Below are 15,559 nucleotides of genomic sequence, written 5' to 3'. Positions count from 1 at the left end.
AAAGACATTATTATGCGTGTGGCGCCATCAAAAATTTTACCTTAAGTCGCTGACAGATATGCGGTGCCTGGTTTTTATATCGATTTTCCTTGTTACGCTGACCTATAGTTTTGTCGCTGTAGCGGCTGACTCGCTTTTCTTTTCATCCCTGTCCATACGCGATGGATTACCCTCTAATATTATCAGTGCGATAACGCAGGATAAAAATGATTTCATATGGATTGGCACCGCTAACGGACTCGCACGCTACGATGGTTACCGGTTTATCACCTTTAAGAAAGGCGATCCACATTCATTGCCGGCGAATGAAATCAGCTCATTATTAGTAGACGGCGATTTTATTTGGGTTGGTACCTGGAAAGGATTGTGCAAAATCAATACGTTAACGTTCAAAATTGAACCTATCGATATAGGTAGAAATAATGTTATCCGAACACTATACAAAGACAGGGCCAATGCAGTCTGGATTGGAACAGCTACGGGGCTAATCCGATATTCTGCCGGGGAACGACGCGAGTACAATACACAAAACAGCAACTTAAGTCACAACACCATACGCGCGATTCACGAAGATGCGGCAGGAAATTTATGGGTAGGTACTTACGATAAGCTAAATAAACTTGCGCCAGGTAAGCAGACTTTCGTTGCTTTAGATCTGAAAGGAAACTATAAACCGTCTTTGAAAAACAATCTGATCCAGGATATCAAACCTGTGATGTCCGACGATTCCCTTCTTTGGGTTGGGACGGAAACCGGCCTTTGTCTTTTAAATGTATTCACGGGAAATTATCAGCATTTCACGGAGAAAAATACGCCCTTCAGTAATGAGGTGATTAAAAATATTTACACGGACGAACGAGGTGATTTGTGGTTAGGTACGGATTTCGGCCTGAATATTTTCAATCCGGAAAAAGGCACCAACAAAGTTTTATTTCACAATCCACAATTGCCGTACTCCATTGGCAATAATGTTATTTGGCAGATCCGAGAAGATGTAGGTGGCGTTATTTGGTTTGTGACTTCAAACGGACTGAGCAGGTTAAACAAATTCCGAAATTATTATAGCTATCACGAGGTGTCCCATTCGATGGATGGGCAAACGATCGGCAATCAGGTAAAATCCGCGCTCATCTCCAGAAATGGCGCAACCTGGCTTGCTACCTTGCACGGCGTTATACGCATCGATCAGGCTACCGGACAAAAGACAATATTCAGCACACAATCACCGGGAGAAAAAAGAATTTTATTGAACAATGTGTACGCCCTGGAAGAAGATGACGATGGACGTATCTGGATCGGAACTGCAGGCGGCATAAATGTGTGGGATGAATCAGCCCAGAAAATGTATGCCATCACATCCAACGCAACGAATGGGCTAATCACAAACTACATTGCAAAATTCACAAAGGGCACTGATGGATCCTTTTGGGTTAGTGCTTGGGAAGGTGGATTATTTAAAGTCACAGGAAATTTTAAAAACATTTCTTCTCTTCGTTTTGAGTTGGTTGGTGATTTTGGATCAGAAAAAAATGTATCCGGTGGAAATGCCGTTTGGGCCATCAACTACAATGAACTTTATCGGATTGACCTTCAGTCCTATCGCAACAATCGCATTGATCAATTTACCAAAACCTCTGAAAAGCGTGATATAACCTGTTTATACTTTTCACAAAAAGGGAGTCTTTGGGCCGGTACATTGAATGGATTGATCGAATATAAACCTCAACGCGACACTGCAATTTTTCATCCTTTAACAACGGGTAATGACATAACCTTAGCCAGTATAACCGAAGATGCTCAAGGAAATATCTGGGGTGCAGCTGGTGGGTTCATCATAAAATTTGATGTTAAAGATCGTCATACAGAAGTGTTTCCCCTGGATAAAGACATTCCTTTAAAAAGTTTTTTTGACGGATGCGTGGCTACGGCCTCTAATGGTGAGATCATCTTCGGAGGTGATAATGGATATATCAGCATTTCTCCCCTGGTCAGACCGAACATGTATGAGCCGCCGGTGCGTATTACGTCTTTGGAAATCAATAACCGAAAAATTAATGCAGGCGATATCTTAAACGAGAATGTTGTTTTACGCCATGATATTGCCTACACATCCGACATCATTTTAAAGTATTCCCAACGGTCGATTGCTGTTGAATTTTCGGCATTGCACTATTGGCAACCGTCCATGAACATTTATGCATACAAGCTGGAAGGGTTTGACAACCAATGGAATTATGTATCGGGCACGAAAAACTTCGCCGTGTATTCAAATCTTTCTCCGGGCACCTACAAATTAATGGTTCGCGCCACAAACAACTATGGAATATGGAGTGAGAATCAAGCTGAACTTGTCGTACAAATAATGCCCCCGTTATTTCTGAGTCCTGCATTTCTGATTTTATACGGTGTGATTGTAGTCTGTATGATTTTTCTGGCTTTAAGATTTTATTCCACCAAGCTTCATTGGAGGAATGAAGTGAAAATCATGAGAATGGAAAAAGAACATGCCGAAGAAATTTCATTAACGAAACAACAGTTCTTCACCAATATTTCACATGAGTTAAGAACGCCTATTAGTCTAATACTCCCTCCTATTCAGCAAACATTAAAACGTGAAAATCTAGATGAAGAAAGCAGAAGCCTGCTGAAACTAGCCGAAAAAAACTCTTATCGCCTGCTTCGCGTTGTGAACCAAATATTAGATTACAGAAAACTGGAGCACGACAGTCTTGAATTAAAAATTACATGTTTTGATATCACTGCTTTCGCACGCGATCTTTACACCTTGTTTTCCGATAAGGCAACGCGTAAACGAATTCATTTTACATTTAATCCTCGTATAGAAGAATGTAAAATCTGGGCGGACACGGATAAAATCGAAACCATCCTTTATAATCTGCTGTCGAACGCATTCAAATTTACCCCTGCTGAAGGCGCTATAGATTTATCCTTAAAAATTCATCCTGCCGACCCGGAATTTACAAAAGGCTTTGTTGAGATCAAGGTAACAGATACCGGTATGGGCATTACGCCAGAAGATCAGCCTAAAATATTCGATCGTTTTTATCAGGCTACACAAACAAAAAATATTGAAGCTGGTTCAGGAATTGGATTAACATTGGTTTCGGAATACACGAAACTTCATCATGGCAAGGTTAGGGTTGAAAGTGTTGTCGGGAAGGGCTCAACATTTAGTGTATACCTACCGTTAGGAAGCATCCACTTTCCGGTGGACAAAGACGAACAGACGATGTCGGTAAACCTCCTGGCGACTAAAACCAATACTGATGACGAGGGTGATTCAAAATCATATTTATACAATCTTGATTCCGACAAGCCGCTCATTCTGATAGTTGAAGATAATCACGATATGATTGACTTTCTCCGGATAAACCTGAAGGATCACTACAACCTGGTGATGGCAGAAAACGGTGAAGAAGCGCTAACAAAGGCAACCAATTTCTTACCGGAGATTATCATCAGCGATATCATGATGCCCGTCATGGATGGGCTTACATTATGCAGCAGGATAAAAGGAAATCCAAAAACATCACATATTGGAATCATTCTGCTTACTGCAAAAAGTCTGACCTCTCAAAAAATTGAAGGTATTCGCGTAGGCGCCGATGTGTACCTGACAAAGCCATTTGATGTGGAATTATTACAGGCAAGCATTGAACATTTGTTGAAGCGAAAAGAGGAGTTGTCTAACTATTTTAAATCTGAAATTGTAACCCAACCGGCTCCGGGAACAAAAGAAAATGTAGACGATAAGTTCATCAGAAAAGTAGTGAACATTATTGAAGCGAACATTTCGAATCCAGCGTTGAGCGTGGAAATGATCAGCGAAGAGATTGGCATGAGTCCAACACATTTGTATCGTAAGTTGAAATCACTTACGCACTTTTCACCGAAAGACATTATCAAAAAATATCGCATTAAGAAGGCCTCTCTTTTACTGAAAAACAAAGAAGGAAATATTTCCGAAATCATGTACGAAGTGGGCTTCTCCAATTTGTCGTACTTCGCTAAATGTTTTAAAACCGAATTTGGTGTTACACCAAAAGAATATCAGCAAAAGGAAAGCAAGCATAATTTTGATATCCCCGAAAATCTTCAATCTTAATCTCCCCCGGAAAGCAGGGGTACAATTTTAATGCTACTCCCTGACTTCCGGTGTCTCCCGGGCGTTTCTTAAAAAGAAGAGCGCCTTTTGTTAAAATTTTGTGATTTTGACTACGTTTTAAAAGATGAAAATTCAGAAAATAGCGTAGTTTCGCCGCCAGATTCTTTGAAGTACTAACGAGAGAGTGGTGCCGAAATGCACCATTCTTTTTTACACTTTTTACCGGCGTACCACGTTGCTTAAATTATTGATCGTTTCATGAAAATCGTAAAAAGTTTTATAAAGCTAATTTTTGGTATCCCGAGTAGTGATCCAATTCCGCCATTTCAGGCGATCATATTTTTCGTATTGATGACCATTGTGTTGATACTGTTTGTTACGTTCGGATACGCATAAAACAAAAAAAGGAGTTATCTCAATCGTCTATTGTGATTCTCCTTTTTTAATTAAACAACGTTGATTAAAGATAACTTTTCGTCACTCTTTCAATAAATATTCCAGGAACCAAAAAGGCTACGCATACATATTTTACTGATCATGTAAAGGTGCATCGAACCCGCATTCAGGTAAATTCAACGAAATATTACATGTAGGCAAATGCGACTTCTCAGCTAGCGTCTCTTTACACAAAAATCCAGACTTGCATTTTTACATTGCGTTCGATGACCACGAAGGAAAAGAGATCAGGGTATTCTCTGATAACATCAGCAAAACCCTTACGTACAAATCGCAAAAAGAATTTTCTAGTTATTCGTATTGAACGAATACATACGAAATTATCACCCAAGCGATAAATGGATACTTAACACTACCGTGGAGAAGACTATGTACCGCTAATTTTGTGAAGCTAGATATGGACGCGTGCAGACAATGAATGGTGATACAAAAGACTTTAAACTTTCGACGGAAGCAACAAAAAAGATTCTCCGGTCCATGCAAGAGGGACTCATTGTATGCAATTCAGACGATACCATTCAAACCATCAATGAGGCTGCCTTGAAAATATTCGGATTTACTGACGAACTGCAGGTCGTTGATAAGCCCATTACAATATTCTTCGAAAACAATGAGTCGGCATTTTCATTCTTATCAGAACTAGAAAAAGAAAAACAAATAAATCACCGGGAAATAAGCCTGAAGAAGAAGAACCAAACCATTATCTGTGCGCTGTCTGCAACTATCATTTACGATACGGAAGTTGGTGATAAGTTAAAAGCCATTATCCTTCACGATATTTCTGAAAGAAAAAAAACAGAGAAGAAACTTGAGGAGTATGCGGCAAAGCTAGAGAGAAGCAATAAAGAACTGGATCAATTTGCCTATATCGTTTCGCATGATCTCAAAGCACCGTTGCGTGCAATTATCAACCTTTCACAATGGCTTCAAGAAGACCTTGATTCTGTAATAACGGAGGACAGCCGAAAAAACCTGGATATGTTGAAAAACAGAACTTTCCGAATGGAAGCTTTGATCAGCGGTATCCTTGAGTACTCAAAAATAGGCCGGACAAAAGTCGCTCCTGAACTTGTAGACCTCGATGACCTGGTAGCTGACGTCTTAGATTCTTTACTCCCGCCACAGCATTTCACTTTCGAGGTATCGAAGATGCCTACGTTGGTAACACAACGCATATTGTTGTTCCAAGTGTTTTCGAACTTAATAAGCAATGCCATTAAGTATCACGATAAAGAAAAAGGACTTGTTAGAATAAGTTCGTCCGAAACACAAAATGAATACCTGTTTTCCATTGAAGACAACGGTCCAGGTATCAGCAAGGAATTTCATGAAAAAATATTTGTCATTTTCCAAACGTTACAATCACGGGACAAGGTTGAGAGCACAGGAATTGGGTTAACGATCGTTAAAAGAATCATTGAAGAACAAGGTGGAAAAATTTGGCTTGACTCCGAAGTAGGTCAAGGAACCAAGTTTACTTTTCAATTACCCAAAGCAAAAGCAAGCCAAATAATTTTATGAACGAAGTAATAAAATTATTAGTCATTGATGATGACGAGGTCGATCGCCTTCAGTTAAAGCGCTCTTTAACAAAATCTGGCCTACGTTGCGAAATCACTGAGTGTGATGATTTACAAAAAGTGAGTAGCGCAGTCTTGGCTTTTAATTTTGATTGCATTTTTTTGGATTATCTTCTCCCTGGCGAGAACGGCCTTTCTCTCTTAAGGAAGATCAGAAATCTGGGAGTAAATACACCTATTGTTATTATAACATCCCAGGGAAGCGAACGAATAGCTGTTGAGTTAATGAAAGCCGGAGCTTCTGATTACATCGTCAAAGATCAGATTAATGAAACATCCATTGGAAAAATCATTACTACCATACTTCGCGCAAGCATAGCAGAGCGTGAAAAGGAAAAAGCCGTACAAGCCCTTAAAATCAGTGAAGCCAGACTCGCCGAAGCACAACGTATTGCTAAAATAGGAAGCTGGGAAATAGATGTAAGCTCTAGTGCCGTGTATTGGTCGGACGAGACATATATAATTTTTGAGCAATCAAAAGAAGCGTTTGTTCCGACGTTAAGTAACTACGACAAATTTCTCGACCCTGCTGAAATCGCTATCTGCAAGTCAGAACTGGCGCGGGCTCTCCAAGGTAATAACATCAATATCGATCTGACCATTTACGTACCATCGGGGAGCAAGTCAATTAACGTACAAGGCTATGCGGTACAGAATGATAATAATACAGATCTGAAAGTTTTTGGAACCATACAGGATATTACAGAACGAAAGCGCACCGAGCTTGAGCTTTTAAATGCTCGAAAGCTTGCCGAAAATTCTTTAAATGTTAAAGAATTATTTCTCGCTAACATGAGCCACGAGATCCGCACTCCCATGAATGCGGTTATCGGTTTTACCCAGCTACTTTACGAAACTCCGTTGACTAATGAGCAAAAGGGATTTGTTGATGCAATCCGATTCTCCGGTGATAACTTGTTGGTGATTATAAATGACATCCTTGATTTGTCAAAGATTCAGTCCGGCAAAATGAAATTCGAAAAAATCGAGTTCGACTTAATCCGGTTACTGAAAAGTGTTAACACTGCCTTGACCAGTAAGGCTGAGTCAAAAGGGCTCCGGCTTAACCTGGACCTTGACCAAGATGTACCGTCATTTATAATCGGCGACCCCGTTCGACTCAATCAAATTTTAACGAACTTAATAAATAATGCGGTAAAGTTCACTGAGCGGGGTTATGTCGCTTTACAAGTACATGTGAAAGAACAATATGATGAAAGCGTTTCTATCGCATTCAACGTTAAGGATACAGGCATCGGAATTCCACCCGATAAACAAGGTCATATCTTTGAGAGTTTTGTACAAGGCTCAAACGAAACATCCCGCAAATATGGTGGCACGGGACTAGGTCTTACCATAGTTAAAAATTTAATCGAACTTCAAGGCGGAACCATTACCTTGAACAGTACCTCTGGCGTCGGCTCCACATTTACTGTCATACTGTCTTTTGAGAAGGCCAACAATGATAACATCCATGTAAAAGAAGATGTTGATCTCTTCAGCATGGAATCGTTACAAGAGATCGAAAATGCGAACATCCTTGTAGTGGAAGACAATCATGTAAATCAGCTGTTAGTAAAACGTGTGTTGGACAAGACAGGATGCGTTGTGGATATCGTCTCCAACGGACTCGAAAGCATTACGAGTATAAAAACCGGGAAGTATGATCTGGTTTTGATGGATCTTCAAATGCCCGAAATGGATGGCTACGCCGCCACCAAATATATACGAACAAATCTACCGGCGCCGCTATGCGACATACCGATCATTGCAATGACCGCTCACGCGCTCACTTCTGAAATTGATCGGTGTATTGCGATCGGCATGAACGATTACATTTCAAAACCATTTAAGCAAGAAGTCCTGTTTTCAAAAATTGCCAAAATCATTAATAAGGGTTTACATCGAATTCACTTTAATAGAAACAAAATAGCAGGATAGTTTCTAAGCAGGGTCCTCCTATACAGTTATGACGATATCGATACGAACAAAAATCGCAATTGCTCAGATGATACTTATCGTACTGGTGTCAGTATTCATCTATTCGTATTACCCAGACCAGCAGAAGCAATTGGCACTTCGGGCAATTGATGGAAAGATTAAAGGCATAACCAATATGTTTTCTATCGGCGTGGGTATCGGTATGGGTGAAACGGATTTCGTTGCGGTGACAGAAGCGCTGAATTGGGCAAACAGCGATAGCGCTGTAGTTTACATTTCAGTAAGAAGTGAAGGTAATCATTCCATCGCGCTCTTTAATCCAGAAGGAATTAGCATCCCTGAGCAAGTCCAAGAAGCAACGAAAGGAAATCAATTGGTGGAGCAGGACCAAATCATCTATTACAAGACCGATATTATGTATCAACAATTGCCTTTCGGTTCGCTTGTAATAGGCTACTCTCTTAAGCCGCTATACGCCAACCTTACAGAACTTAAAAAAACTACGCTCTACTTTTGCATGTCCCTGCTGATCTGTGGTGTATTGATTTCTTTAGTAGTTGCCCACAAGATCACACAAAATATTACGAAGTTAGATAACGCCGTAAAAGCAATTTCAACAGGCGCGGAAAACGTTCGTGTACAAGTAAATAGCAACGACGAAATTGAAGCTTTAGGCAGGGCATTCAATCAAATGCTTGATAATCTCACAGCGTCGAAAACAGCCTTGGTGGCGTACTCTGCACAGCTTAAAAAACAGAACGAGGAATTAAATCAGTTCTCCTATGTAGTATCTCACGACTTAAAGGCGCCGTTGCGTGCAATCTTCAAGTTATCCGAATGGCTTGAGGAAGACCTCGGCGACAACTTAGATGAGGAACCAAAAAAACATCTTCAAACGCTAAGATCAAGAGTTTTTCGTATGGAAGGACTGATCAATGGGCTTCTGGAATATTCGAAGATTGGCAAGCAAACCTTCCACTTAGAAAAGACGGATACACGTCAAATGATCATGGAGATAATCGAACTTCTCAATCCCTCCCATTGCACTCAAATTATGGTTGCTCCGAACCTGCCGTTGTTCAAAACGAAGAAATTATTATTGAATCAAGTATTTAGTAATCTTATCTCAAACGCTATCAAGTATAATGATAAAAATATCCCAGTTATCACCATTGCCGTCGAGGAAAGGGAAAACGTCTACGAGTTTTCGGTAGCTGACAACGGAATGGGTATTGAGCCCAAGTACCATGAAAAAGTGTTTACGATCTTTCAGACACTTGCCGCACGCGACAAAGTAGAAAGCACCGGTGTGGGATTATCGATTGCTAAAAAATGTGTTGAAGATGTCGGCGGAACAATTCGCGTAGAATCTGAACTTGGCAAGGGTGCCCGATTCATTTTTACATGGCCAAAAAAAATTGAAGCAATAAGAAACAATTTCAACGTACATAAACTTGCGTCATGACAAACTTAATTAATATACTTCTTGTGGAAGACGATGAGGTTGACATCATGAATGTTCAACGCGCATTTCGAAAGAATAAAATAAGTAACCCATTGTATGTGGTGAACAATGGTCTGGAAGCTCTTGATGCTTTGCTAGGACGGCAACCGGGCGCAGAGATTCCTTCACCTGGCATCATTTTGCTGGATATCAATATGCCAAAAATGGGAGGTATTGAATTTCTCGTCGAACTTCGAAAGCAACCAGCTTTGAAAAGCATTAGTGTTTTCGTAATGACCACTTCCAACGAAGAAAGTGATAAAGTGGCAGCATACAATTTAAACGTGGCGGGTTATATTTTAAAACCGCTATCGTTCGAGGGATTCGCCAATGCAGTGGCTACGCTGAGCGCCTACTGGCATCTCTGCGAAATGCCTGTACGTATGCCGAACGACCAGCATGTATAAACCTGTATGGGTATAAGACAGCTTTATTTTTGTGCACTAGTTTTTTTAGCTTCTTCGATTCAGAATCTGCACGCCCAAAATTCTGAATCAGAACTCCGCGCAGCCTATATTTTTAATTTCGCAAAATATATTAAATGGCCCACTGACCATCAGACTTTTGTTATCGGGGTTTATGGCACTGATACAGAAGCTTTCGACGCACTGGAAAGAACGTTAAAAGGAAAAAAAATTGCCGGCAAAGAAATTCAGATTAAAATATTTGAAACTTTTATTGACATCGCTTCTTGCCAAATTCTCTATTGTCCTGATATAGAAAATAAGCGGCTCACTACCCTTCTCGAAATGCTCGTTGGAAAAAGTGTATTGCTTGTCACTAAAGAAGATTTAGTGAAGCGAGGGGCCATGATAAGCTTCATCGTTGAAAACGACAAACTAAGGTTTAAAATAAAAAAAGATGCATTGGACCGAGCAGGTTTGGTGCCGACTGAAGGATTATTGCGCTTAGCTATTTTATTATGACACTATTGAAACAAAAGAATAACAGGCTCACATTAACCATGGATCGCAAAGCGAATTGCAAGAGATTAAAGCTATTGGCCAATAACACTTTCGGTATCAGACGGAACTTTTTGATACTATGGCTCTTTCTATCTTTTATTTGCATAAACGCGCACTCCCAGCCCCAATCAGACTCAGTTGATATTACTAGCCTGAGCTTTGAGGATTTGATGAACGTTACAATCGTATCGGCGTCTAAAAAAGCAGAAACACTATTCAACGCACCGTTGTCGGCATCAGTATTGACCAAAGAGGAAATCAGCCTTTCAGGCGCTACGTCCATTATGGAAGCATTAAGGTTAATTCCAGGCCTTATCGTTCGGCAATTAACCAACGGAAATTATGATATTCATATTCGTGGGCTCGACAACGTACCTCCAAATTCATTACGCCTTAGTTCAACCAATACTACTGCACTGGTCATGATCGATAATCGACCCGTGTACAACTATTTACAAGGAGGTATTATTTGGGAATCACTTCCTATCGACTTAAATGACATTCAAAAGATCGAGGTAATTCGCGGCCCCTCTTCGACCTTGTACGGTCCAAATGCTGTTTCAGGTGTAATCAATATTATTACTAACAAGGTTGAGAAGTATGGATTGCATACCCAGGTAGAAACGCAGATCGGAACGTTACGCACTTCTGTTATAAATGGTGCTGTTGGTTATAGGTTTAATAAAAAACTAACCGCCATCATGTCAGCTAATTTTCAATCACGCGGTCGAGAAATAGTTTACCAGGATCTTCAGAAACAGAGATGGTTTAATACCATCGACTCCTTGTCAACACTTGATCCGCTCCAAGTATATCCACACCCTGATCGTTCATTAATAAAGCATGGCGCAAATGCTTTCATTAACTATACGCCAACCAGCAAAGTTGAATTGAATTTGTCCGCTGGCCTACAAAAGTCGGAAGCACAAACTTGCACCTTCGACAGTTTTGTTTCTAATATCAATACCTTCACTTCAACATCCCAATACGTAGATATAAGGGCCGCAATCTCCAGACTCACCACTCAATTTTCTTTCAACACCGGCAATCAACAGACTGTTTTGGGATTCAAGACGAGTTTTGACTATTACAACACGGATTTATCGTTTGAATATGAATTCAAAATAAAACGCCTTTCCATCAAACCCGCAATTGCATATCGAAGCGCCATTTATGATGACACCAAACGAGGTGACGCTTCAAAAAGAGAAGGAACTATCAATGGAAGGAGGCACATGGAAACCTATGGCGCAACGCTGCGTGGTGAATATAGCTTTTGGAAGGAAAGCGTTCGGCTAACGGGCGGCATACGGGCCGATCAATTCACGTATCCAGGTGATTTATACTGGTCGTACCAAGCTGCATCCAGTATCAGCGCAAATAAGAATAATTTGTTCAGGATTGTTTATTCCAAAGCATTTCGATCTCCATTCATTTATGATACTTACCAGGACCTGTTTCTGACGCTGCCGTTGGGCACTGAGCCTGAAACGTATATGCTAAATAATATGCTTGGAAATAAAAACCTGAATCTCTTAAGTTCCACTATGTTCGAAGTCGGTTACCGGGGTAAAGTATCAGAGAAAATTACGCTTGACATTGAAGGTTATTCTACAAAAACAAAAAACTTCTCAGCGAATATCATCGATACCCCCACAAGTGTAATACCTGATAATTATCCTTTCCTGCTAATTTATGATTCCCATACCTTAAATACACCATTGTCGGTGCGCCAAATGGGCATCACCACATCTATACACATTCAATTAAAAAAATTGACGATAAAACCATTTGTTACCATTCAAAAGACCACCTTACACGACTATACACACTTTACGAATACAAGTGATGCTTCCCCTAGTCCGCTCAATAATTTTGATCCTTTAAACAACAACATATATTCCGGCATGGGTACTGAGATGGACCACAAGTTCACACCAAAAGCTTACGGTGGAATTTATGTTAATTATCAATTCAGCAAGTTTAACGTAAATGTGAACGGATACTATTTTTCCAAACACACTTTTTATCATATCTCGAACTTATTTACTACCGATGGCAGTGGGCAAGGTGAAGTAGAATCGAAAGCAATTATAAATGCCAAAATATCATTCACGCCTATCAAAGCCCTGTCACTTTTTGTCAATGCGAAAAACATTCTCAACAAACAATCGCGTGAATATTATTTGAGTGATATGACACCGGCCATGATATTCGGTGGGCTGTCCTTCAAAATGTAACACGATTATTTAAAAACCACAGCCATCGCAAAACCTGCGACGGCTTTTTTTTCTTGACCCAAAAATATTTTGCGACCTCTTAGGCCTAGCTACAGGCTTGCAGACATACTTCTATGGAGGAAATCCAAAGTAAAGTGTATCTTCATACTTGACATTGTACAGGGTGGTGTAGGCGGATGTTTAATTACCTTTTGAATACTAAAACAGATTATTGTGTTTCCAACAAAACTCTCACTCTTGTTTTTCTTTGCCACCTCTATTGCACTTTATGGACAAACCGATTCGCTATTTCTCTGGCCCAATAAAGTCCCGGGAGAAACCAAGCCTAAAAGCGCGCCTGTACCTACCACGTTAGAGGATGGAAGTATACGCGTGGTAGAAGTGACCAATCCTTTTCTCGCTGTTTTTGAACCAAAAGCGAGTGACAAAAATGGTAAAGCTGTGGTCGTATGCCCCGGAGGCGGCTATGTCCGGCTTGCCGTCCACAAGGAAGGTTACGCCATCGCTGACTGGCTGACAAAATTAGGATACACTGTTTTTGTGTTACACTATCGGGTACCGGACAAGCGAGACGGAGCCCTTCAAGATCTTCAGCGCTCATTGAAATTGATTAGACAAAACGCAGCGCTATATGGTATAGATGCAAAAAGAATTGGCGCTATGGGATTCTCTGCCGGTGCACACGTTGTGGCGCGCGCCGGGATGACTTCAACAACGCAACGTTATCCTACGCAAGACGATTCCGACGAACAATCGGGCACGCCTGATCGAATGATTATCATTTATCCGGGATACCTTTCCGGAGGGCCTAATCGTTCGTTAACGCCAGAACTTCAAGCCACTGGCGAGACCGTTGATACTTTCATTTTTCAAACGATGGACGATGCAAGCGCCCCAAGCGCGCTTGCCTTGGCAACGGCATTACAAAATGCAAAGGCAAACGTGGAATTGCACATGCTTCCAAAAGGTGGCCATGGGTATGGAATGTACCCGGGAAACATCGCTGCCGAGACATGGCCAAAGTTACTGGAGGTATGGTTGAAAGAACACCTTTAAAAGTGTAGAAGTGTTGAGGTGTTGGAGTATTAAAGTTCTTCCTATCGACGTGGGAATCCGCACGTTTGAATAGCGTTACCTGTTATTTTAAGTAGGAATTTGACTTAAGCATTAGAATACCGTATATCGGAGCACGTATACTTTCAAATCTATGTTCATTGGTCACTTCGCCGCTGGGATGATTGCAAAAAAAATTCAACCTGCTACATCGCTTGGAACGTTTTTTCTTGCGGCACAATTTCTTGATTTACTTTGGCCCACATTGTTGGTGTTAGGCGTTGAACATGTTGTGATTTCTCCGGGCATATCGGCGGTCACACCTCTGGATTTTGTCGACTATCCTATTTCGCATAGTCTGCTAGTTGTGCTTGGGTGGTCACTTATTTTGGGAGTTATTTATTATCTAATTACAAAAAATAAAAATAGCGCTTTGTTGTTGGGGGCTCTGGTACTGAGTCATTGGGTACTCGATTTAATCGTTCATATTCCAGACCTACCATTGTACCCTGGTACATCTCCAAAGGTGGGATTCGGATTATGGAATTCACCCGTGCTTACGATATTGCTCGAGGGTCTGATTTTTATCACAGGGATCATTGTTTACAAAAACGCGAAGAAAAGCCAAGGAGAACCAGTGACCTGGAAGTTTTGGAGTTTGATTGGATTTCTTCTTGTTATTCACATTATGAATCTCGTTGGTCCACCTCCACCTGACGTAACGGCGATTGCTTGGGCAGGACACTTACAATGGCTGTTTGTATGGTGGGCATGGTGGGCTGATAAAAGAAGTTGAGATATTTTATTTAGAATAATGATCGTATACCAACTTGGAAATCTTTGCCATGACTCCCTCTAGTTTTTCAACGCTTTCTTTTGTGTTTGATATAAAGAGCGCGATGGCAATGTGACTGCCGTTCGGAAGTGTAATGATGCCAACATCGTTGATGGCAGAGATAAGGCCCGCATCATTGCCGCCCATACCAGTTTTGTGCGCTACCGGGGTGCCAACGGGTAGAAGTCCTTTTATACGTTTGTTGCCAGTAATGGTCTGCTCCATGGTTTCCATCAAAAAATTATGTGTAACAGGTGTAAGAATCTTCCTTTGCGTAAACAGTCCCAATAGATGCGCCGTTGCTGTCGGAGTTGTCCAATTATTGAATTGCATATCCCAAGCCGTATGCATTTCTGCTTCAGTATTTACAATTGCCACGTCCCCTATTCCTTGTCGATGAATATATTCGTTCACTTTAGCAGGACCACCAGCCAAACGGAATAATATATCGCACCCGACGTTATCACTTTGCGATACAGTGTATTGCAACAATTCTCTGATCGTCAATTCGACATCACCCTCCGGATACTTTTTTGCTATCGGGCTCCACGTATCCGGAAAATATTCGGATTGTTTTACCATAATTTTTTGATCAGTCGAGAGATTTCCTTTGTCGACTTGATCGAGAACGGCCAACGCAAGGTGAAATTTATAAACACTCTGCATCGGGAAGTGATCGCCCCCATGAATGGAAAGGGTATCGCCGCTTTCAACATTTTTAATTCCTACTCCCATTTTTCCGTCGACAGAATTAACCAGGTCCAATATATTTTCCCTCAAATCCTTTTGAGCTAAAGCATCACCTCCAAAAATGAATAATGACAGAAACAGGAGTTGGACGGTAAGAAGGCAATTCATG

11 protein-coding genes are annotated in these 15,559 nt (G+C 40.9%); 10 read left to right on the top strand and 1 reads right to left on the bottom strand.

Annotated elements, in window-relative coordinates:
- The first annotated feature begins 58 nt into the window (after positions 1-58).
- From P2W71_RS27810 to P2W71_RS27765, 10 genes are all read left to right on the top strand, one after another.
- A complete protein-coding gene (locus P2W71_RS27810) occupies positions 59-4,126 on the top strand; it encodes a hybrid sensor histidine kinase/response regulator transcription factor (RefSeq protein WP_276374829.1) in 4,068 nt (1,355 codons plus the stop codon).
- Positions 4,127-4,384: 258 nt separating this feature from the next.
- Positions 4,385-4,522: a hypothetical protein gene (locus P2W71_RS27805; RefSeq protein WP_276374828.1), complete on the top strand. Its 138-nt coding sequence runs from the start codon at positions 4,385-4,387 to the stop codon at positions 4,520-4,522.
- Between the two features lie 474 nt (positions 4,523-4,996).
- Positions 4,997-6,103, top strand: coding sequence for an ATP-binding protein (locus P2W71_RS27800; protein WP_276374998.1), 1,107 nt, complete (start codon positions 4,997-4,999; stop codon positions 6,101-6,103).
- The gene (locus P2W71_RS27795; RefSeq protein ID WP_276374827.1) at positions 6,100-8,103 is read left to right on the top strand and encodes a response regulator; all 2,004 of its coding nucleotides are present in this window, start codon (positions 6,100-6,102) and stop codon (positions 8,101-8,103) included. Before P2W71_RS27800 ends, P2W71_RS27795 begins: the two co-directional genes overlap by 4 nt.
- Before the next feature lie 67 nt (positions 8,104-8,170).
- A complete protein-coding gene (locus P2W71_RS27790) occupies positions 8,171-9,568 on the top strand; it encodes an ATP-binding protein (RefSeq protein ID WP_276374826.1) in 1,398 nt (465 codons plus the stop codon).
- Positions 9,565-10,014 carry a response regulator gene (locus tag P2W71_RS27785; RefSeq protein ID WP_276374825.1) on the top strand — a complete coding sequence of 150 codons (450 nt, stop codon included), beginning with the start codon at positions 9,565-9,567 and terminating at the stop codon, positions 10,012-10,014. Before P2W71_RS27790 ends, P2W71_RS27785 begins: the two co-directional genes overlap by 4 nt.
- A 6-nt stretch (positions 10,015-10,020) precedes the next feature.
- Positions 10,021-10,533, top strand: coding sequence for a YfiR family protein (locus tag P2W71_RS27780; RefSeq protein ID WP_276374824.1), 513 nt, complete (start codon positions 10,021-10,023; stop codon positions 10,531-10,533).
- 209 nt (positions 10,534-10,742) lie between these two features.
- Positions 10,743-12,812 carry a TonB-dependent receptor plug domain-containing protein gene (locus P2W71_RS27775; RefSeq protein ID WP_276374823.1) on the top strand — a complete coding sequence of 690 codons (2,070 nt, stop codon included), beginning with the start codon at positions 10,743-10,745 and terminating at the stop codon, positions 12,810-12,812.
- 213 nt (positions 12,813-13,025) lie between these two features.
- Positions 13,026-13,868: an alpha/beta hydrolase gene (locus P2W71_RS27770; RefSeq protein WP_276374822.1), complete on the top strand. Its 843-nt coding sequence runs from the start codon at positions 13,026-13,028 to the stop codon at positions 13,866-13,868.
- 151 nt (positions 13,869-14,019) lie between these two features.
- Entirely contained in the window at positions 14,020-14,661 is a 642-nt protein-coding gene (locus P2W71_RS27765; RefSeq protein ID WP_276374821.1) for a hypothetical protein, read from the top strand.
- 6 nt (positions 14,662-14,667) lie between these two features.
- Here P2W71_RS27765 and bla read toward each other — a convergent pair whose 3' ends face one another.
- Positions 14,668-15,558 (bottom strand): class A beta-lactamase, subclass A2, encoded by an 891-nt coding sequence (bla, locus tag P2W71_RS27760; RefSeq protein WP_276374820.1) that lies wholly within the window; start codon positions 15,556-15,558, stop codon positions 14,668-14,670.
- Between the last annotated feature and the right edge of the window lies 1 nt (position 15,559).

Source organism: Chryseolinea sp. H1M3-3, from assembly GCF_029360725.1.
Classification (GTDB): domain Bacteria; phylum Bacteroidota; class Bacteroidia; order Cytophagales; family Cyclobacteriaceae; genus Chryseolinea.
This window is presented reverse-complemented; position numbering and strand designations above follow the sequence as displayed.